Origin of the sequence: Streptomyces filamentosus (assembly GCF_014654895.1) — a bacterium.
GTDB classification, from domain to species: Bacteria; Actinomycetota; Actinomycetes; order Streptomycetales; family Streptomycetaceae; genus Streptomyces; species Streptomyces filamentosus.
The window spans coordinates 269,870-289,532 of sequence record NZ_BNBE01000002.1 but is presented as its reverse complement, the minus strand read 5'-3'; the positions used below and the strand labels follow the sequence as shown (position 1 = coordinate 289,532).

14 protein-coding genes, 1 pseudogene and 1 CRISPR repeat array are annotated in these 19,663 nt (G+C 71.5%); of the genes and pseudogenes, 5 read left to right on the top strand and 10 right to left on the bottom strand.

The window, feature by feature from the left end; translation table 11 throughout:
* Window positions 1-313: 313 nt before the first annotated feature.
* The 9 genes and pseudogenes from cas2e to IE326_RS20300 all read right to left on the bottom strand — a co-directional run bounded on the left by cas2e (window position 314) and on the right by IE326_RS20300 (window position 12,476).
* On the bottom strand, window positions 314-670 hold the full coding sequence (cas2e, locus tag IE326_RS20340; RefSeq protein WP_190042516.1) for a type I-E CRISPR-associated endoribonuclease Cas2e: 357 nt from the start codon (window positions 668-670) through the stop codon (window positions 314-316).
* Window positions 667-1,650, bottom strand: a complete 984-nt coding sequence (cas1e, locus tag IE326_RS20335) for a type I-E CRISPR-associated endonuclease Cas1e (protein WP_190042515.1) — start codon at window positions 1,648-1,650, stop codon at window positions 667-669. The genes cas2e and cas1e overlap by 4 nt, the downstream gene beginning before the upstream one ends.
* Window positions 1,647-2,426 (bottom strand): type I-E CRISPR-associated protein Cas6/Cse3/CasE, encoded by a 780-nt coding sequence (cas6e, locus tag IE326_RS20330; RefSeq protein ID WP_190042514.1) that lies wholly within the window; start codon window positions 2,424-2,426, stop codon window positions 1,647-1,649. Before cas6e ends, cas1e begins: the two co-directional genes overlap by 4 nt.
* On the bottom strand, window positions 2,426-3,145 hold the full coding sequence (gene cas5e / locus IE326_RS20325) for a type I-E CRISPR-associated protein Cas5/CasD (protein ID WP_190042513.1): 720 nt from the start codon (window positions 3,143-3,145) through the stop codon (window positions 2,426-2,428). Before cas5e ends, cas6e begins: the two co-directional genes overlap by 1 nt.
* Window positions 3,142-4,338, bottom strand: a complete 1,197-nt coding sequence (cas7e, locus tag IE326_RS20320; RefSeq protein WP_190042512.1) for a type I-E CRISPR-associated protein Cas7/Cse4/CasC — start codon at window positions 4,336-4,338, stop codon at window positions 3,142-3,144. The genes cas5e and cas7e overlap by 4 nt, the downstream gene beginning before the upstream one ends.
* The gene (casB, locus tag IE326_RS20315) at window positions 4,335-5,051 is read right to left on the bottom strand and encodes a type I-E CRISPR-associated protein Cse2/CasB (protein ID WP_190042511.1); all 717 of its coding nucleotides are present in this window, start codon (window positions 5,049-5,051) and stop codon (window positions 4,335-4,337) included. The genes cas7e and casB overlap by 4 nt, the downstream gene beginning before the upstream one ends.
* Window positions 5,048-6,736 (bottom strand): type I-E CRISPR-associated protein Cse1/CasA, encoded by a 1,689-nt coding sequence (gene casA / locus IE326_RS20310; RefSeq protein WP_229915527.1) that lies wholly within the window; start codon window positions 6,734-6,736, stop codon window positions 5,048-5,050. The genes casB and casA overlap by 4 nt, the downstream gene beginning before the upstream one ends.
* The gene (gene cas3, locus IE326_RS20305; RefSeq protein WP_506417385.1) at window positions 6,729-9,587 is read right to left on the bottom strand and encodes a CRISPR-associated helicase Cas3'; all 2,859 of its coding nucleotides are present in this window, start codon (window positions 9,585-9,587) and stop codon (window positions 6,729-6,731) included. The genes casA and cas3 overlap by 8 nt, the downstream gene beginning before the upstream one ends.
* Before the next feature lie 643 nt (window positions 9,588-10,230).
* A CRISPR array of direct repeats spans window positions 10,231-10,876; the repeat unit is 29 nt; unit sequence GGGGCCATCCCCGCGCGAGCGGGGAGCAG.
* Between the two features lie 596 nt (window positions 10,877-11,472).
* A pseudogene (locus tag IE326_RS20300) lies at window positions 11,473-12,476 on the bottom strand (IS5 family transposase).
* A gap of 100 nt (window positions 12,477-12,576) precedes the next feature.
* Between IE326_RS20300 and IE326_RS20295 the strand changes: the two are divergent.
* Complete coding sequence (locus IE326_RS20295; RefSeq protein WP_190042509.1) at window positions 12,577-13,746, top strand: hypothetical protein; 1,170 nt, start codon at window positions 12,577-12,579, stop codon at window positions 13,744-13,746.
* Here IE326_RS20295 and IE326_RS20290 read toward each other — a convergent pair.
* Complete coding sequence (locus IE326_RS20290) at window positions 13,655-15,064, bottom strand: NsdA family TPR-like regulatory protein (RefSeq protein ID WP_190042508.1); 1,410 nt, start codon at window positions 15,062-15,064, stop codon at window positions 13,655-13,657. The two genes, IE326_RS20295 and IE326_RS20290, sit on opposite strands and share 92 nt — an antisense overlap.
* 265 nt (window positions 15,065-15,329) lie before the next feature.
* Here IE326_RS20290 and IE326_RS20285 point away from each other — a divergent pair, with 265 nt between their 5' ends.
* The 4 genes from IE326_RS20285 to IE326_RS20270 are packed head-to-tail and all read left to right on the top strand — an operon-like array spanning window position 15,330 to window position 19,648.
* Window positions 15,330-15,833, top strand: coding sequence for an RpiB/LacA/LacB family sugar-phosphate isomerase (locus IE326_RS20285; protein WP_190042507.1), 504 nt, complete (start codon window positions 15,330-15,332; stop codon window positions 15,831-15,833).
* A gap of 2 nt (window positions 15,834-15,835) precedes the next feature.
* Window positions 15,836-17,047 (top strand): DegT/DnrJ/EryC1/StrS family aminotransferase, encoded by a 1,212-nt coding sequence (locus IE326_RS20280; RefSeq protein WP_190042506.1) that lies wholly within the window; start codon window positions 15,836-15,838, stop codon window positions 17,045-17,047.
* 16 nt (window positions 17,048-17,063) lie between these two features.
* Entirely contained in the window at window positions 17,064-18,863 is a 1,800-nt protein-coding gene (locus IE326_RS20275; RefSeq protein ID WP_190042505.1) for a B12-binding domain-containing radical SAM protein, read from the top strand.
* Window positions 18,860-19,648, top strand: a complete 789-nt coding sequence (locus IE326_RS20270; protein ID WP_229915526.1) for a nucleoside phosphorylase — start codon at window positions 18,860-18,862, stop codon at window positions 19,646-19,648. The genes IE326_RS20275 and IE326_RS20270 overlap by 4 nt, the downstream gene beginning before the upstream one ends.
* Window positions 19,649-19,663 lie beyond the last annotated feature (15 nt).

Genomic DNA, 19,663 nt, shown 5'->3' with positions numbered 1-19,663 from the left:
TCGTCCTGGGTGACGTCGAGGCGTTCGTGAAGGGGCCATCCCCGCGGGTGCGGGGAGCAGTCTTGCTGACCAGCAGTTCTACCCCACACCAGCCCCCTCCCAAGCAACTTTCACCGAAACAGACAAACCACCCACCCCACCCCCGCCGACGCAGGGAGCAGGGGCTGATTGCGGCGGGGGTAGGGGGTGAGGAGGCCATCCCCGTGGGGGGGCGGCCCACATCGCATAGGGCGGAAGTGTGGGAGTGGGCAGCCTGCTTGGCGCTGTCCCGCGTTCTGACGCCTTGCTGGTCTCTTCCTCGTCGGCCGTAGCCTTATCGGCCTCCGAAGCGCCGGCGCTTGGACGCTTTGCTCCATCCGGACTTCTTGGCGGGGTCGGTCGTCGGCGCCGGTGAGGCGGGGGAAGGGCGGTGGATCAGAGTCAGGCCTTCGTGGTCTTTGGGGTGCCAGGTGTGGTCGAAGGTGCGGAAGGTGTAGCCCTGTTCGTTGTTGGTGGTGTGGGCGAGGAGTGCCCGGCCTTGGTCGGCGTATTGCTGGACTTCGTTCCAGAGGATGTCGCGGATGCGTGCCGAGGGATTGCCGATGAAGACGCCGGCGGAGATTTCGAGGAGCCAGCGGGTGAGGAAGCCTCGCAGGCCGGCGGGGCAGTTGGTGAGGACGATGACGGTCACCAGGTGAGCACCAGCCCGTCGTGGGTGGGGTCGTTGGCGTCGCCGTAGTTGCGGCCTGCCGGGACGTGTTCGTTGCGGTCGCTCTGCAGGGTGACGACGTCCCAGGCGATGTCGATGTCGGGTGGGGTGGGGTCGTCGGTGCCGAGGAGGAGCCGTTTGATGTCGTTGACGCAGCGGTCGAGGAGGGATGTCTCGTGGATGCGGTCGCGCAGGGCTCTGCGGGTGCGGGAGGCGACGTCTTCTTCGTGTTCTGCGGCGATGTCGAAGGCGAGGGGGATGCCGATGTCGGTCTTGTAGAGGTCGGCGATGTCCAGGACGAAGGAGAGTTCGTGGCCGGAGTGGACGAAGCCGAGTGCGGGGCTGCATCCCAGGGAGGTGACGACGGCGTGGGCGACGCCATACATGCACTGGGCGGCTGCGGTGATGGCCTGGTTGACGGCGTCGCCTGCGGTGAAGTCGCCGGGGACGTAGTTGCGGCCGCGCCAGGCGACTCCGGTGCGCTCGGCCTGGGCGCGGTAGCACTTCTTGACGCGGTCGCCTTCGTGGCCGAGGAGTTCTCGGCGGGTGAGACCTGCGGGGTCCTCGTCGGGGAAGCGGAGGCGGTACATGGCGCGGGCGACGGCGAGGCGGGAGCGGTTGTTGGCCCACTGGACGGCCTGGGCTTCGGCGAGGGCGGAGGAGCGGGTCAGGGCGCGGCCGCTGGCGTAGTAGCGGACGCTGTGTTCTCCGACCCAGGTGACGGCGGCGCCGGTCTCGCCGAGGACGCTCATGGCCTGGTGGGTGATGCGGGTGCCGGGGCCGAGAAGGAGGGTGCCGATGGTGGCTGCGGGGATGTGGGTGGTGCCGTCGGCGTCGGTGGCGGTGATGGCGTTGGCGTCGCGGTGGATGGTGCAGCGTTCGAGGTAGAGGAAGGAGAGGCGTTCGCTTGCGCGGGTGAGTTCGCGCGGGGTGTGGGCGCCTCGGCGGGAGACGGTGGTCACGGGGTTGCTCCTTGTGGGAGCGGAGCGAGCGTCATCAGGCCGCATCCGTAGGCCTTGGCCTTGCCGATGCCGTGGGTGAGGGTGCGGCGCATCAGGTCGGGGTCGGTGACTTCCAGGCGGCCGTCGTAGGTGACGGTGACGAGGGTGACGGGTTTGCCGCGTCGGGCGCCGGCGGGCCGTGCTTTGTCGAAGGCGGAGGTGCGGTGGTCGCGGACGGTGAGCTGGTAGCGGTCTCCGTGGTGTTCGTGGCCCTGGTGAGTGGTGCCTTCGGGCAGGAGCCGCTTGTCCTTGGCTTTTTCCAGTATGCGGAAGCCGCCGCGTTCCTGGCGGGTGGGGTCGAGGAGCCATCCCATCTGGTGGTGCGGGGTCAGGTGGGCGGTGCGCTTGCGGAGTTCGTTGTCGGTGCGGCGGATGTGGTGGACGGGGTTGGCCGTCAGGCGGAAGCCCCAGTGTGCGCCGGCGGTCAGGTTGTCGAGGAAGGGGGTGTAGGCGCGGGTCTGCCATCCGGGGCCGTCGACCAGGGCGGTCGGCCATCCTGCCTGTTCGACCAGGTGGGTGAGGTCGGGGGCGTCGGGGCTGACGAGGTAAAGAAGTACTTCGCCGGGGGCGTTGTGGTCCAGGCGCCATAGGACCCGGGGAGCATCGCCGGTGGGCTGGTCGTTGGGCAGCAGGGCGGGGAAGGAGGACATGACGGCTGCGTGCAGGACCTGGCGGGAGGACAGCAGGCGGCGGGCGCCGGTGCGGGCGGTGTTCACCCTGAAGCGGGTCAGGTACATCAGCGGCTCTCTTCTGGCAGCGCGTCGAACGGGTCGTGGTCATGCCGGGGCCGCGGAGTAGTCGTGGGGATGTCGACCGAGGTGCGGACGATCGTGCGCAGGGCGTGGCGGCGGTGTTCGGCGGCGAAGCTGACCGGCTGGTCGCGCAGGGTGTCGGTGTCCGCGGTGGTGTCGTCGCTCTCGTGCAGGACGGGGAGGGTGATGTAGGGCCGTTTGGTGTGGCGTCCGGTGTGCCAGCGGGAGGCCTGCCAGGGCTCGTGGCTCAGGGCCTGCAGGAGGTTCTTGTCGGGGTGGAGGCCGAGTTCGAGGGGGCGTGCGGGCGGGCATGAGCGCCGGCCGAGGAACGGTGGGTAGGCGGGGGTGCGCAGGGCCGCGTGGAGGTCGGCGAGGAGGTCGGGGTCTCCTTCGACGGCGGCGACGAAGACGGCGTCGGCGAGGTAGAAGCGTTCGGACAGCGGCATGGACTTGCCGCTGTCCCAGTGGATGGCTGTCTGGAAGTCGCGCAGCCGGGTGCCGGGCTGGTCGATCCGTACGCCGAAGCGGAGGGCGGTCAGGGGGCGCAGCTGGTCGTCGTCGCCGCGCTGGATGCCTTGTGCGGAGGCGAGGAGGCCGATGACTCCGCTTTTGGTGGGGGCCGCTTCGGTGGTACGGCGGGAGAAGCGGGCCGCGGCCCCCCAGGACTGGAGGGGGCCGGCGAGCAGGAGGGTGAGGGTGCTCATGCGGGGGTGTCCAGGCGGTCGGTGACGGCCTGGCCGACGGCGGCGACGAGGTCGGAGATGTTGTCCGCCTCGATGCCGATGCCGCTGAGCTTGTGGGTGTTGGGGCCGACGCGCAGGACCCAGGTGAGGGTGGAGGTGTCGTCGCCGTAGGCGCGTTCGATGTCGGGGATGTACTCGGCCAGGCGCTCGGCGGCTTCGCGGAGGTGTCCGCCCTGGTCGCCGCGTACGGCTTCTTCGAAGGCGGCGACGAAGCTGATGGGGCGGGTGGTGCGGAGCTTGACGATGACGGCTTCGGGCAGGGTGTGGTTGCCGAAGGTGTTGATCTTGCCCTGGGGCAGGGACTCGACGAAGCTGCGGACGAAGGCCTCGACGGCGCGGCGGACGGGGGTCGTCCTGGACTCGTCCTCGCGCAGGCCCTGGCCGAGGTTCTCGGCGAGCTGGTGGACGCCGAGGGCGGCGTAGCGGTAGAGGGTGGCGGAGTTGAAGTCGACGGTGCCGATCATGCCGGCGCCGGGCTCGTCGTCGTTGTTCTCGTCGTCGACGGCGGTGTAGTAGTCGGACTCGTTGTCGACGCGGTGGACGCTGATGGCGTGGGCGACCTGGACGGCGGCGTCGACGTTGATGTCGGTGACGTCGGCGACCATGCGGCCGAACAGGGCGATGTCGACGGAGTGGCGGGTGTCGGCGTGGGCCTTGGCGCGGTCCTTGTTCGCCTTCTCCTTGAAGAAGGCCTTGCTGTCCGCGGCGCTCTCGATGGCGAGGGCGGCCAGGGAGTCGAGCTGGCGGGAGCTGAGGAACATCAGGTACTTGGCTTCCGGCAGCGGCTCCGGTTCGCCGTTCTTCTTCGCGGCCTCGGCCTTGCGCTTGGGGACCTCGATCTTGAGGCCGGCGGCCTGGACGACGTCGGCGGCGAGCTGTTCGGCCCGGGCTGCTTCGAGGGCGGGGTCGGCGGCGGTGATGCGGGCGGCGACGACCTCGACGATCTTCTTGGTGCGCACGCCGAGCTCGCTGGGGTCCAGGAGTTGCTCGTCCTTGAAGTAGGCGCGGGTGGCGCGCTTCCAGGCCTGGCTGGAGACCCGGGCCCGGGGCACGCCGCCGTAGGTCGCGGTCTTGGGGGCGCCGGTGTCGTCGCGGTTGAGGTTGCTGGGCGGCACGGTCTGCAGGGCGTGCACGTCGAGGTAGAAGCGGTTCACAGGGTGTCCTTGTCGGTGGCGTCGGGAAGGTCGGAGGAAAGGTCGCCGGGAGCGGGGTTGTCCTGCTGGGGGCCGGAGGCGCGATGGTCCTGCCAGGCGTGGAAGGAGCGGCCCCAGGCGATGCGAACGCGGTCGGCACCGCCTGGCCACTGCCACTGGTAGAGCTGTCCGGCGAGCAGGGCGTAGTCGAGGTGGACGTCTTCTCGGCGCAGGAGGGTGACGATGTCGCGCAGGCGCTGGGCGAGGGTGGTCAGGTCGGGTGCGTTTCCGGCGCGGACCAGGCGCTTGCGCAGGGAGTCGTCGATGTCGTTGGGGGGCATGAGGCGGTGGACGGCGGCGCCGAGGCCACGGGGGTGCTCGGGGCGATGCGGTTGGTGCATGCCGGTGCCGCGGGACTGCTGGTGCAGGGCCCACAGGGTCACGGCAGTGTGCAGGGCGTCCTCGGCGCGGGCCAGTTCGGTCTCGCTGAGAGGGCGGCCGTCGCGGCGCGCTTCGTGCAGGCCTTGGGTGTCGAGGAGGTCCCACAGGTCGGGGAGCTGTCCGGCGGGCCTGCCGGCTCCGCGGCGCAGGCGGGCCAGGGCGCCGACGGCCTTGGCTTCGTCGTTGAGGTATCCGCGCTGCCATCGGCTGAGGTGTTCCTGTGCGAGCCGGGTGACTAGGTCGGTCACTGACTCCGTACGCGTACTCGTACTGCTACTCGTGCTGGTGGTCATGCGTGCACCTTCGGGGAGGGGTCCGCCGCGCTGTCCGTGCCGGACGGCTGGTCGGAGGAAGAGGGCTGGCCGATGTTCTTGCGCAGGCGTGCCCTGAACCATCGGTCGGCCAGGGCGGAGTTGAGCCATACGCTGCCCTGCTTGGCGGGGATCGGGCGGCCCTGCCAGGCCGCGTCGCCGGCGTCGGCGACCATCTGCCGGCCGAGCCGGGTGATGATCGTGTGGACCTGGGCCTTCCACGCCTCACGCTGCTCGAAGGGGTCCTCGGCCTGGCCGAGGTCGGTGAGCCAGGCGCGGTAGGGGCCTTCGAGCTCCGCGAAGGCGCGGTCGCGGGCGGTTAGGCGGGGGCTTTCGTTCTCCGAGCCGGCGGCTCGCTCGAGGTCGGTGGCGAGGTCACCGAGGGTGTTGACTGCGAGTTCAGCGTCCTTGACAGCGTCGATGGCCTGGGTGGCGTAGTCGCGGTCCTGCTCGTGGAGCAGGATCACGTCCATGGTCAGGTGGTCGTCGACGACCTCGTCGACGACGGACTGCTGGGTGCCGTAGACGGTGCCGATGATGCGGGCTCGGATGAGGAATCCGCGCTGGAGTTTGCGGCGTGTGACCAGGCGGGCGGTCCAGTCGAGGATCCCGGGCCGCAGCTGGGAGGGCGGGTCGGAGCCTTCGGGCCGGTTCTGTTCGCGGTCGGCGACCAGGGAGGCCAGGCCGCGCCAGGCGGAGCGCTCTGGGGCGTGCTCGCGCGGCAGGTAGACGAGGGGTTCGCCGTGTTTCTTCTCCTGGGCCAGGCTGCGGCGCCAGGCGGTCATCGGTTCGCGGGTGTGCATGTTGCGGGAGGTCAGGGGGTCGCCGTAGCCGAGGACCACTCCGGTCACTCCGTCAGCGTCGGCGTGCAGGCGCAGGCGTCGGCTCTGCCAGGTGTACAGGTCGCACAGGCCGTCCGGGGGCCGCTCGGCTCCTTGGGGGCCGTGCTCGCGTCTCCAGGCGGGCAGGTCCCGGCGTCCCTTCGCGCCGAAGTCGACCGCGTCGGCCGCGACCAGGTTGAGCAGCAGGGTCTCGCGCAGGTTGCGCCCTTCGGCGAACACGCCGCCGAGGTTGCCGGCCCAACCCACCCCCAGGGGGTAGACCTTGCCGCCCTTGGACCGCGGGTCGCCCGCCATGGCGCTCTTGATGCCGGAGGTGTCGTAGGCGTGGGCGTGCACCACCCACCTGGCGGCCTCAGCGAATCCCAGGCGGCCGACCGCGGGCAGGCGGGCGGAGAAGAACGGCTCGCCGTTGGGCACGTCCGCGACGATGCGGTTGAGCGAGGCCACTTCATTCTTCTCAGTGCGCAATCCGGCCGTCTGGAAGAAGGGCGTCTGCTCGTCGAGGAGGTCGAAGCGGCCGCGGTGGTCTTCGAGATAGCCGGCGATAGGGGCGAAGCAGTGCGGATCGCTCCACAGCCGGGCCCAGTGCTCGATGTCGCGGGGACCATCGAGGGCGTCGTGGGCGATGGCCAGCAGGAGACGCAGCAGGGCGAACTCCTGCGTGGGCAGGTCGCCGGTGATCCGGCGCACGTCTTTGGCCTGCGCGAACACCTCGCGCAGCGACAGTTCTTCCTGCGTGCCGTTGGGGCGGAGGACCCCGATCCACGGCTGCCGCGTCAGGTCGAACGACAATGGTTTCTGGTCCGCCTCGTGCGTCTCAGGCACGGGTCACCTCAAGTCCGTCGGTCGTGGAGTACCGCAGGGCGAAGCCTGCCAGGCGGGTCTGACAGTCCTGGTCGAGTGGGAGGATCAGTTCGCCGGCGAGCCAGGAGCTCTCCTTCGTCTGCCAGGCATCGACGACGAGTTCTTCGAGTTCGGTGATGGCCCGGTCCATCACCTCGCCGGAGAACTCCTGCGGCAGACGCAGTCCGCACGCTGCGGCCGCGCGCGCGGCGAAGGCCACCGGCACCTGGTCCCGCGGCAGGTCCAGTCCGCCGAGCCGGCGGCCCTTGCGGTCCTGTCCCAGCCACGGAACGGTCGTCAGCCCCCCGTCCGCCCGTTTATGGACCACGATGACCTCCAGGCTCTCCTGGCTGTCGCGGACCTGGGCCCGGCCCGCCGGGGTGTCGTCCGCGTCCCCGGTCCCCGCGGCGACCCATCCGAACAGGGGCTCTCCCGGCCCTGCGACGTCACCGAGCCGGAACGTGGCCGCCTTCTGCTGCTGCCGGGCGCGCTGCGCCTCGTGACGGCGCCGGGCATCGTCCAGGGCCTCCTGCCACCCGGCGGGGGCCTGTACGTCGTCGGCGTAGGCACCCTGGACCAGCGGGCTGATGTCCCAGGGCAGCCGCACAGGCCTTTCGCCGCCCGTCTGCAGATGCGGCAGCAGGACCGCGGCCGACCTGAGCAGCGGGTACTTCTGGTAGACGGCGACCGATCCTTGCACCGGCACCGGCACGGGCGCCGACCAGTCGGCCCCCGTCACCAGGCAGCGGGGACGGCGCAGCCGGGCAGGCCGGTCCTGCTGACCGGTTCCGCGCTGGTGCCGGTGCAGACGGCCCATACGCTGCAGCAGCAGGTCGACCGGGCACAGGTCGGTGACCAGCAGGTCGAAGTCCACGTCCAAGGACTGCTCGGCGACCTGGCTGGCGACCACGACGTGACGTCCCGCAGGGCGGTCGACGGCTGGTCCCGGCGGCCCGAAACGCCGCAGGAGCTCCTTGTCGTTGGCCGCGCGGTCCACGTCGAGGAAACGGGCGTGCGCGACGGTGACGTCGTCGCCGAACCGCTGCCGCAGCACCCGTGCCGTCTCCACCACCCGCTTGACCGTGTTGCGCACCACCAGCGCGCACCCGCCGTCGGCGAGTTCGGCCTCCAGGCGGTCCGCCAGCACGTCGAGATCGTCGTCCAAAGGCTCCAGCTGCACCGACACCGCCCGCCCGGACGCCGCAGGCCGCCGCACCAGCGGTGTCCCGCCGGGCGTCACAGCGGTCAAAAGCGGGTACTCCCCCGCAGCCGCGACCTCGTCGAAAGCCGCCCCAGCCTCTTCAACGGTGCCGGCGTAGGCCTCGACGAGCTCGCGCCGGCGGGCCGCCGGGAGCGTCGCCGACAAGATCACCACCGGCACCCCGTAAGCACCCAGCCACGACAGGACACGGTCGAGGTAGACGCTCATGTAGGTGTCGTAGGCGTGGGCCTCGTCGATGACGACGACCTTGCCGGCCACCGCGAGGTGACGCAGCGCCAGGTGCTTGCTCTTCAGCCCGGCGAACAGCAACTGGTCCACGGTCCCGGCTACGAACGACGACAGCATCGCCTTCTTGCGGCCCCTGAGCCACGTGTGTGCCACCAGCTCGGCAGGGGCTTCACGGTGTCCCAGGGCCTGCTTACCGTTGCGGACGGCGTCCACGTCCACGCCCGCCACCGGCCCGGCGCCCCGCATCAGATCGGTGAAATCGTCGTTCAATGCGGCCTTCGAGTGCGCCAGCAGCACCGAATGAGGCCGCCCCTCCAAAGAAGGCAGCCGCTTCAGCCACTTCAGCAGCCGCGGGAACATGGCGTTACCCGTGGCCATCGTCGGCAGGGCAAAGAAGACACCCCCTGCGCCGGACCGGGCTGCGAAGATCTCCGTCACCGCCAGAGCGGCTTCGGTCTTCCCCTCGCCCATCGGCGCCTCGATCACCATCAGGCCCGGCGCTTCCATAGACCGGGCCAGCTCCACCGCCTCCGCCTGCACAGGCCGCACCGACGACCCCGCAGGAAGCGCGAACCTGGACTCGAACAGCTCCTGCACCGTCCCGTCGGGGTCGACGGGACGCCAGGCACCGGGCAGATCGAGCTTCTGCCACGCCGCATCCGCCCTCGCCGCACCGAAACACGGCACTTCCATCGGGTGGTAGGGGAACAGGTCCGGGTTGCTGGCGATCCAGTCCGCGACGATCACCAGCGCCGTCAGCAGGACCTGCACTGGCTGCGGCAGCTTCACCTCCCGCCACAGCCCCAGCCGCCCACGCACCCCATACTCGTCGGCGCACGCCTCCAGCAGCTCCGTCTGCACCCCCTGCCACACCGCCCGGCTTCTGCCCGGCGTCCGCAGCAGATGCCCACGGCTGTCCAACGCGTAAATCTGGGAGTCCTCCGGCGGGATCCCGTGATGACCACCCGCCACCACCGTGAACGGCCAGCACTCCTCCGGGTCCCAACCGCACGCCTCCTCCAGCCACTCCCCCAGCAGCACCTGCCCGGCCAGCGCATGCGGCGCAATCGCCCGGTCAGGTCCCATCGCCGTCCGCGACCGCATCTCCAGCCCCGCAGCACGCATCCGGTCGGCCAGCCCCTCGACCTGGCAGGCGAACGCCGGAGTCGCTTTCCCGATGTCATGCACCGCAGCCAGCCACACCGCCAGCAGACGCCCGTCCCCTTCACCCCCCGGCAGCGCCCGCCCGATCAGCCGGCGCACACTCCACGGCAGCCACCGATCCCACAGCATCCCGGCCACCGCCGCGCTGTCCTCCATGTGCTGCCATAACGGCAGCCACCCGTCCGAGTCCCGATCATGCTTGCCCCACAGCTCAAGCACCGGTCCCTCAAGACGGCTCCGAAGGCCCGAACGGCCCTCCCCCTCACGTGCCATGGAAGAGGAATACACCCCACCTCCACACCACGGACACAAGATCCAGAAACAAGACCAAAAACCCCAGCAGATCCCACGAACAACACCGAACACGAAGCCCAATGACGTAACGTCATGCAGTTGCCGACCAACCCGGACACAGCACGAAAACAAGAAACACAGCCGACCCACGCAAAGACCACCACAAGCCCACCCCAGCACGCCCGCAGAACAACCCGCGCCGGACAAGACCCGACCGGCGAAACCAAAGCCACCCGCCTGGAGACGAGAAACAACACGACCGACTGCCACCGAGCGACACACATGAAGAACAACCAGGACCCCCAGGAACAGCGAGCAAGATTCCGACTCCATCCCCGCAAGCGCGGGGAGCAAAGTGTTGGCCCTGTCTCGTTGGTCCAGCCACTGGGTCCATCCCGCCCAGGCGGGGAGCAGCCGAGCCCCGGTGACCAGGTGTTCGAGTGCTAGGGTCCATCCCCACGCAGGCGGGGAGCAGGATCTCGGCGAACATCCCGCGCTCCTGCCCGGGGGTCCATCCCTGCGCAGGCAGGGAGTAGTCGGCCCGCTCCTCGACGAGCTTGTGGCCGCCGGGTCCATCCCCGCGCAGGCGGGGAGCAGCGCCCCGAGGGCTACGGCAGCTTCGAGGCCTGGGGTCCATCCCCGCGCAGGCGGGGAGCAGGCACGCGTGGCCGTCGCCGTCGCGATGGGCACGGGTCCATCCCCGCGCAGGCGGGGAGCAGCTGCTCACGGCGGAGCTTGTCGGTCCGGGCCCAGGTCCATCCCCGCGCAGGCGGGGAGCAGACGACGACGCCGTCACCGCCCCTCGACTCGACGGGTCCATCCCCGCGCAAGCGGGGAGCAGCGAATGCTCGTACCGGCCGCCCACCCGGGAGAGGGGCCATCCCCGCGCGAGCGGGGAGCAGGCGGTCAGCCCCGACCGGAGCCGGGCGTAGATGGGGCCATCCCCGCGCGAGCGGGGAGCAGCCGCGGTAGGCGTAGTGGCGGTGGTCGACGAGGGGGCCATCCCCGCGCGAGCGGGGAGCAGGACGTCCCCGAGCCCGTCCTCACGGAAGCGCAGGGGCCATCCCCGCGCGAGCGGGGAGCAGATGGAGACAGCGCCCGTCCCGTCCGCGCGGCGGGGGCCATCCCCGCGCGAGCGGGGAGCAGCGTCCTCCTCCGCGAGGGACTGATCGGGCTGCTGGCCCGGGGGCCATCCCCGCGCGAGCGGGGAGCAGTCTTGCTGACCAGCAGTTCTACCTCACACCAGCCCCCTCCCAAGCAACTTTCACCGAAACAGACAAACCACCCACCCTCTCCAAAGGCCCCGAGCGGCCCCTACCAGCCCCGCGCCACCCCCGGCCCTCTTGGGGCCCGGGCACGTCGCCGGCCGTTCGCTGGAGCTCCCGGTGGCCTTGAGAGCCGCTCCCGCCAAGGAGAACCGGGCGGACGGGGAGGCTGACCGCGCCCCCGCCCGCAGACCTGAGCGGCACCACCCTTGGATGTTCATGTGTGGTGGACGGAGGCAACCTCAGCCCCGGGTGCTGTTGCTGAAAAAGTAACTGCAGCGCTCAAGGGATGTCGCCTGACCGGCCACGAGAGGGCGGAAGGGGCGGGAGAACGCGCCGCTCCCCACGCTGGTGCCGCCCTCAGCTCCCTCCTCCAGCGCCTGGCCGGCTTGTTGGCCGTGGGGCGCTGTACAGCTTCCTCGCGACCTTGGAGGCCGCGGCGAGAGGCAAGGGTTGGCAGAAGGTGCGGGTGGGCTTTCGAGCGGTGCTGAACGGCCCGTCGCAGAGGTCTCGGAGACGGGGCTAGGGAGCGTATTTGGTCGTGATCAAGGGATGGCCTTGGTGAGGTCCTTGATCCAGATCATCGATGCGCGGAGGTGGAGGCCGGCGAGGTAGCTCTCGGGTGCCTTGTCGAACCGGGTGGCGATGCCCCGCCAGGCCTTCAGCTTGTTGATCAGGCGCTCGACGGTGTTCCGCTCTTTGTAGAGCTCGGCGTCGTGGGCGACGGGCCGGCCGCCCCTGCTGCCCTTCTTCTTTCGGTTGGCGGCTTGGTCCCGCTTCTGCGGGATGACGGCCTTGATGTCCCGTTCGCGCAGGTGAGAACGGTTCCCGCGGGAGGAGCAGGCCTTGTCGCCGGCTACCGCGTCGGGCCGGGCGCAGGGTCGGCCGGCGGGCCCGCGAACCCGGACCTTCGCCAGCACGGGAATGAACTGCGGGCTGTCGGCGGCCTGCCCCTCGGTCAGGACGATTGCCAGCGGGCGGCATTTGCGCTCGCCGGCGATGTGGACCTTGCTGGTCTGCCCGCCTCTGGACCGTCCGAGCAGTGCCGCCTTCAGGCGGAGCTTGCGTCTGCGTCGGACCCGTCGCCGCTCGTCCCGTTCCGGGTCGTCTGCGGTGTCCTGCCCGTCTTGTTCCTTCGGGTCGCCCCCTTTTGCCGGGCCACCTCCGCCTCCTCGGCGGCCTTCTCCAGGTCAGCGAGGGTGTCGGGGCCGAGGTGCATTCCGGCGGCGTCATGGTGGGCTCGGACGGTGGTGGAATCCACGCTGACCAGCGACAAGTCCACCTCACTCCGTTTCGCGGCCTCCGCGATCGCGCCTTCCAGCAGGGCCTCGAAGACCCCGGCATCCCTCCACTGCCGGAAGCGGTTGTGGACCGTCGACCAGGCGCCGAATTCCTGGGGCATCTCCCTCCACTGGCCGCCCGTCCGAAACCGCCAGATCACGCCCTCGAACTGCCGGCGCAGCCGCCCGGGGTAGGGGCCGTACTCGCCGATCGGCAGGTATGGCCCGATGAACTCCCACTCTGCGTCAGTCAGTTGCACTCGCGTCACACAACATGATCTACCGGATCAGGCGCGACCACGAGGGCGCAACCCGCAAATTGATCACAACCCGATACGTGCCCTAGACCTCGACGACCGCGGCCGGCCGGTGGAGTGCGCCCAGGACGACGAGGAGGGGGAGGACCTGGCGCGGATGCTGATCGCGGCGGCCTGGTGTCAGGTCCATACCCGCAGTCCGCTCGGGTTCGCCTACACGCCGCTGTCGCTGTCCGCTCACGAGGATCCTGCCGGCTTCACCCTGGAGCGGCTTCTGGCGCTCCCGCATCCGGACATGGTCGAGGACGTTGTCGCGCAGGTGTACCGGGCGGCGGACAGTGCGCTGGCCGGTCTGCGGGCCCGTACGTCCCCGCGGGCCTGCACGGCCGGGCCGACCTTCCCCGACTTCGGGCGTCGGCTCACGGCGGACGCCGATCTCGCCGCCGACGATGTCCTGCTCGATTTCAAGTCCACCCGCTATCCCCAGACCCTGCGTCAGGCCGATGCCTGGCAGTTGCTCGGTTACCTCCTCCTCGACGCCTCCGACGGTTACCACGTCGATGCGGTCGGGGTGTGCTTCACCCGCAGCGGGGTGCTGGCCACCTGGAGCGTGGAGGAGTACCTCGACCTCCTCGGCATCTGCCGGCGTAACCTTGCCGAGCTACGCGCCGTCTTCGCCCGGCTCCTCAACGGCTGCACCGCCGGCCTCGAACCCTGGGAGCCCGACGACATCAACCGCGTCCAGCGTCTCCTGGCCGAACTGGAACCCCAGGCCGCCCCCGACCACTGCCTGGTGTGCACCCGGCCTCTGCCCGCCGGCTCTCGGAAAAGTTTCTGCACCGCCTGGTGCGCCACCCGCGCCGCCACCCTGCGCAACCACGGACACCTCTCCCCCACCCACAGCCCCGTCCCGCCCGAACACCATTGCCGGCCCGCCGAACCGGGCCCGGAATGGGAAGTCGTCAGCATCACCCGGTCACACACATCCGGCGCACCACCGGACCGGAACAGCCCGCCTCCTGGAGCGACAGCCCCGGCCTCCCCCAGCGGTGAAGCCAGAGGAAGGAACGGGGCCGGGCCGCCCCTCTGGCGGCCCATCAGGAACTGCGCCCCGGGTGCGGAGTTCGTACGGTCGCGGTGGGGCGGCGTACAGGACCGCCGCCCCACCGGCCGGGGCCGGGCGGTGAGGGCTATTTGTGCGGTGAGCCGACCGCAGCGTGTACACGTACGGCGAAGTCCCGCACGCGGGGGTCGCGTGGCCATCGCTGGAGGTCGGCGGTGACGGTGTGGAGGTAGGTGTGGGCGCGGGTGGACTGCACGGTGCTGAGGATGCCAAGCGCCCGGTCTGCTGTGGTGAGCGCGCGGTCGAGGTCGCCCGCGTGGATGTGGCTGCTGGCCAGGACGGCGTGGCGGATGCCGACGGCGCGGGTGAAGCGGTCGGCGGGCATGGGTTCGGCGAGGCGGTTCCAGTTGAGGGCGGCCTGGGGCTGGCCGAGGTCGCGGTGGATCTCGATCGCGTCGGCCGCCAGGCGTTCGGGGGTGAAGTAGGCCAGGTGCTGGGGGTCGTGGGCGCCGGGCTGGATCGTGTCGAGGAGGAGTTCGGCCTGGGCCAGGGCGGCGCCGGCGGCCGCTCCGTCCTTCATGCGGCCGTGGGCGCGGGCTTCGGCGAGTTTGGCGAAGGCCAGGACACGGGGGGCGGCGTGGCCGCGGCCGCGCTCGTAGGCACCTTCTGCCATGTCGGCGGCCTGCTCGGGAAAGCCCCGGAGCATGGCCTGGAGGGCCATGGTGGTCAGGACGTAGCAGCCGGTCTCGATGTCGCCGGCAGAGCGGGCGAGGCTGAGGGCCTGGATGAAGTGGCGCTGGGCGACGTCGTGGTGGCCGGCGTCGAAGGCGGCCCAGCCCACGACGCGGGAGAGCTCGGCGGTGGCGGCGAACAGCTCGCGGCCGACGCTCTCGGTGTAGGCGCCGCGGAGCATGGGGGCGGCCTGGGTCTGGAGGCAGCGGGTGACCGAGCTGTTTTGCCAGTGCCCGCCGCCGAAGCGGGAGTCCCACACGCGGGCCTCCTCCGATGCGGCCCACAGCCCGTCCAGGTCGGTCTTCCCCACCCGGCGCGTGCCGGGACCGGTAGGCATGCTGGGCGGGGTGGTGGCGGTGGCGGGTTTGGCGAGCCAGCGGGTGACGGGCATGGTGTAGGCGCCGAGGGCGAACCCCGTGGTGAGGAATCGTCTGCGGCTGTCCACGGGGGTCCTCCAGTACGTTGACGCGACGCGTACGGCATCGACGGGGTCGCGGGGGAAATCCAACCCCATGGTCGGCACTGGCGTTGACGTCGTGGACATGTCGATGTCGTCGGTGCTGACGGGCCGTCCGAGGCGTTCTGCCAGGACAGCGGCCACGAACTCCGGCGTTCGCCCGCGCGGGACCATCCCTGAATTCACCCATCTGGTGACACTGGTGTGCTCGTAGCGCAGGACGATCCCGGCCAGCCGCCCGCGCTCGTTCACCAGCCGGGCCAGAGCCTTATGGCTCAGGTGGGCCTCGGCGAGGAGGCGGGCCAGGTCCGCGTTCGGGACGGCCTGACGCCGTGAAGTTGCTGCCACCGCGACCTCGCGTTCAGCCGGTCGCCGCCGTCCCCTTCGGCGGCAGGGAAGACGAGCGTAGGGCCGGGAAGCCACCGGCTGGAGACGAACGGATTTGTTCGCCCCCCGAGTTCGCCCCCTGGAAGTTCGCCCCCCGAGTTCGTCTCCCCGCGGCGGGCGAGCGGCGCTTTCCTGATCCCCCCGCCAGCGAGCCGGACGTCGGCTCGCCTTCCCCGGCCGGCTGGCCGGACGGGAAGAAGCGGTCGGTCTCCCCTGGAGGTAGTCCATGCCCCACGAGCCTGAGCAGCTGCGGATCGTCGTCGGCTCCGACGACGCGGGCCGCCCGTACAAGGATCTCCTCGCCGAGGCGATGCGGACCGACGGCCGTGTGGCGGAGGTCCGGGACGTCGCAGGCGGCCTCCCGGCCGGGGCCGCGTATCCGGCCGTCGCGTTCGCCGCGGCCGAGCGCATCGCGGCCGGGCGCGCGGACCGGGCGCTGCTGGTGTGCCACACCGGGCTGGGGATGGCCATCGTCGCGAACAAGGTGCCCGGTGTGCGGGCCGTGACGGCGCACGACGTAGTGTCGGTGCGGGCGTCGGTTCTCTCCAACGACGCTCAGGTCCTCGCGCTCGGGCAGGGCGTCATCGGTCTCGCCCTGGCGAGGCGTCTGGTCGGCGAGTGGCTGGCCCACCGCTTCGCGCCCGGCACCTCGGCGGAGGCGAAGCTCGCGGCGATCCGCGACTACGAGCAGCACCGCGCGAGCACCGCGGTGGCGGGGCGGGGGTGCTGACGATGGCGGTGGATACGAGCACGGTCCCGGACGTCGCACCGGAGCTCCTGCGGTGGCCCATCGAGCCGCAGCAGGGCGGCTGGTACACCGCCGCCGAGCACGCGGCGCTGGCCCGGGTCATCGAGGAGTCGGATGACTGGCGTACCGGCTGGCGGCAGGCCGCGTACCTGGTCCGGTTCGAGGAGGCGTTCGCGGCGTACTGCGGCGCCGGGCACGCGGCCGGGTTCAACTCCGGCGGCACCGCTCTGGAGATGGTCCTGCGCGCCTTGGAGCTGGAGGCCGGGGACGAGGTGGTCTCCTGCGCGGTGAACTTCGTCGGCCCGCACGTCGCGGTCGTAGGGCAGGGCGGGCGCCTGGTGCTGGCCGAGCCCGACCCGACCACCCTCGGCCTCGACCCCGCCGACACCGAGCAGCGTCTCACGGCGCGCACCCGGGCGATCTTGCTGACGCACTGGAACGGGGCCGTCGCGGACGTGGCCCGGTTCGTGGAGCTGGCCGCGCGGTGCCCGCACCCGGTGCACGGGCCGCCGAAGGTGATCGTGGACGCCGCCCGCGCCTGCGGCGGCCGGACGCCGAGCGGGGCGCGGGTCGGTGCCGAGGGCTGGGCCACGGTCTTCTCCTTCGAATCGAAGAAGCTGATGACGACCCTCGGGCAGGGCGGGATGGTCACCACGAGGGACCCCGCGCTCGACGAGCGGTTGCGGCTCCTGCGCGGCTACGGCGGCCTGGGGGAATCCTGGGGCACCAACCAGATGCTCTCCAAGGCCCAGGCCGCGGTCGGCCTGGTCCAGCTCGGACGGCTGGACGAGATGAACGCGGCGCGGATCGCCCGCGCGCACGCCCGTACCCGGGCGCTCGCCGATGTTGCCGAGCTGACGCTGCCGCCGACCTGGGAGGAGGGGCGGCACCTGTACTACCGGCACAACCTCCTCGTGCCCAACGCGTGGGCCGGGGCCGGCCGCGACGAGCTGATGCACGTGCTCGCCGAGCGGTACGGCGTCGGCAGCATCATCAGCGACCCCGTCACCCCGCACAGCAAGACCCTGATCCGCCGCCATACCGCCGGCCAGGACGTTCCGCGCGCCGAACGGCTTGCCGCACGGCTGCTGTGCCCGGTCTTCCACCCGAGGATCAGCGACGCCGACGAGGCCGCCATCTGCGACGCGATCCGCCGGGCCGTCGCCGACGTCGCCCGCACCCACCCCACCATCTGACCCGGAGGAGGCCCCGATGTCCCTTCTGACGCAGGAGACCGCCCGCATCCGTGCGGACGAGATCTTCCTCGCCGACCCCTACGAGCCGAAGGACCCCGCCGGCCGGCTCCGGGTCGTCCTGGCGATGCCGTACGGGCACGCCTACAGCCTGATGTGCAGCGGCCCGATGGCCCTGTACGACCTGATCAACCGTGACCCCGGGGTCCCGGCCGTCGCCGAGCGGGCCGTCGAGTACGAGGGCCTCGTCCGCGACGGCGCCCGGCTGCGGCCGCCCGCCGGGGAGGCGTACCGCAGCATCGAGTCGGCCGCGCCGGTCGCGGGCGCGGATGTCCTGGGCGTCTCGGTGACCCACGCCGGTGGCCTGCACCAGGTGCTGCGGCTCCTCGACCTCGCCGGGATCCCTCGCCGCGCCGCCGACCGCGTGCCGGGCCGTCACCCGCTCGTCGTGGGCGGCGGCCCGGGGCTGACGAACCCCGAACCGCTCGCCGCTTACCTTGACGCCGTCGCCCTGGGCGAGGCCGAGCGGTCCGTCCCCGAGCTGCTGCGCGTGGCGCACGCGCACCGTCTCGACCCCGGCCCGGTGCCGCTGCACCAGCAGCTCGCCCGGATCCCCGGCCTGTACGTTCCCGCCGCCTACGAGCACGACCCGGCGCCCGGCGGCGGCGTGGCCGCGGTGCGGCCCGTGGCGCCGACCGTCCCAGACCGCGTCCACGCCCCCTACCTGTCCGTCGCCGAGCTGCCGGCCGCGCACTTCTGCTCCCCGGTCAGCGACGGCAGCACCGCCGTCATCACCCCGGTCCTCGGCTGCCTGCACGACTGCCACTTCTGCACCCTGGGCGTCCCCGACTTCCGCCAGGCCCCGCTCGACCTCCTCACTGGCTACATCGACCGCCTCGAAGCCCACGGCATCCGCCAGATCATCATCAGCGCCCCCACCTTCACCCAGTACCGGCACAAGCAGGCGCTGCTGGAGCACATCCGGGCCTACGCCGACCGCGCCGCGGCCAAGGGCGAGAAGGTCACCGCGATCATCGGGTCCGTCCGCGCCGACGAGATCACCGCCGACTACCTGACGGCCCTCCGCGAGCTCGGGGACTTCGGGCACCTGTTCACCGAACTCGCCCTCGACCGGCCCCGGGGCATCGTCACCATCGCCCCCGAGTTCGCCGCCCCGGATCTGGTCGCCCTGTACGGCAAGACCCTCAAGCGCGAGCGGGTCGACAAGGCGATCGACCTGTGCCGCACCAGCGGGCACGTCAGCGCGGTCATGCTCTACTTCATCGTCGGCGCCCCCGGCGAGACGGCCGCCGACCGGCACGCCATCGCCGACTACGCCCGCGACGTCCGCACGCGCCTCGGCGACGGCGACACGGCCGTCATCGTCAAGCTGACCCAGTTCCAGCCCACCCCCGGCACCCTCGGCCAGCGCCTGGCCATGGCCGACCCTGACACCGTCCAGGAGTACGTCCGGCAGATCACCGAGACCTTGCGCGACCTCGTCGGCCCGGCCGCCTTCGGCCGGCACTACCGCGTCGAGGGCCCGTCCGCGGCCCGCATGCACCTGGAAGCGGTGTGCCTGCGCGGAGACTGGCGCGTGGGCCACGTCCTGGAAGACCTCTACGACACCGGCACCGACCCGGCCACGATCACCCGCGGCCGTCTCGCCGCCGCGCTCGCCGCGCACGGCCTGGACTACGACCACCACCTGCGGCACATGGACGAGCCCGTCCTGCCCTGGCACACCGTCGACTCCGTCAACCGCGACGCCGAGCAGCAGCTGGCGAACGCGCTCGCGAAGCGGGAGGCCCGCCCGTGACCCACCCCGTCCTGCCGCTCCACCCCGGCAAGCACGCCCTGCCCGCCATCCCCGACCCGGCCGACCACGCCCGGCACGTCCGCAGCCGCGCCCCCGGGGCGACCCTCGCCGACCACGACGGAGCCGTCCTCGTCTACCAGGACCGCGTCCTGGCCCATGCGGTCGCCAACTACGGCGGCCGTCGCACCGACTGGGTCCGCGGCAACCTGCGCCTGCTCGAACGCCGCGGCCGGCGCCTGGCCGTCTGCGGCGGCTTCGGCCTCGGCGCACCCGCCGCCGCCCTCGTCCTCGAACAGCTCATCGCCCTCGGCATCCGCCGCGTCGTCACCGTCGGCACCGCCGCCTCCCTGCACGCCAGCCTCGCCCCCGGCAGCCTCGTGGTGTGCACCCGCGCCCTGCGCGACGACGGCCTCTCCCATCACTACCTGCCGCCCGCCCCGTACGCCGAGCCCTCACCCGAGCTGACCCGGCACCTGACCGGGGCCCTGGCCGCGCGGGGCGCCGACACCCGGCAGGGCAGCGGGTGGACGACGAGCGCCATCTACCGCGAGACGGCCCCCGAGGTCGCCCGGTACGGCGCCCTGGGCGCCCTGACCGCGGACATGGAGGCCGCCGGTGTCTTCGCGGTCGCCGAGCACCGCGGCATCGACGCCGCCGCGGTGCTCGCCATCGCCGACAGCCTCGCCGACCGTAGGCCCCGCCGCGACCACCCCCGCACCGAGACCACCCTGCACACCGCCGTCGAGGCCGCGCTCGCCGCCCTGACCACCGCCGCACGCGAGTAACCGCCCGGCTAAGGT

What these genes read in the sequence shown, in the direction of transcription:
- casB (WP_190042511.1), bottom strand. Translation starts at nt 5,051, where the DNA reads ATGACCACCAGCACGAGTAGCAGTACGAGTACGCGTACGGAGTCAGTG.
- IE326_RS20280 (WP_190042506.1), top strand. Translation starts at nt 15,836, where the DNA reads ATGGCGGTGGATACGAGCACGGTCCCGGACGTCGCACCGGAGCTCCTG.
- IE326_RS20275 (WP_190042505.1), top strand. Translation starts at nt 17,064, where the DNA reads ATGTCCCTTCTGACGCAGGAGACCGCCCGCATCCGTGCGGACGAGATC.
- cas6e (WP_190042514.1), bottom strand. Translation starts at nt 2,426, where the DNA reads ATGTACCTGACCCGCTTCAGGGTGAACACCGCCCGCACCGGCGCCCGC.
- cas5e (WP_190042513.1), bottom strand. Translation starts at nt 3,145, where the DNA reads ATGAGCACCCTCACCCTCCTGCTCGCCGGCCCCCTCCAGTCCTGGGGG.
- IE326_RS20285 (WP_190042507.1), top strand. Translation starts at nt 15,330, where the DNA reads ATGCCCCACGAGCCTGAGCAGCTGCGGATCGTCGTCGGCTCCGACGAC.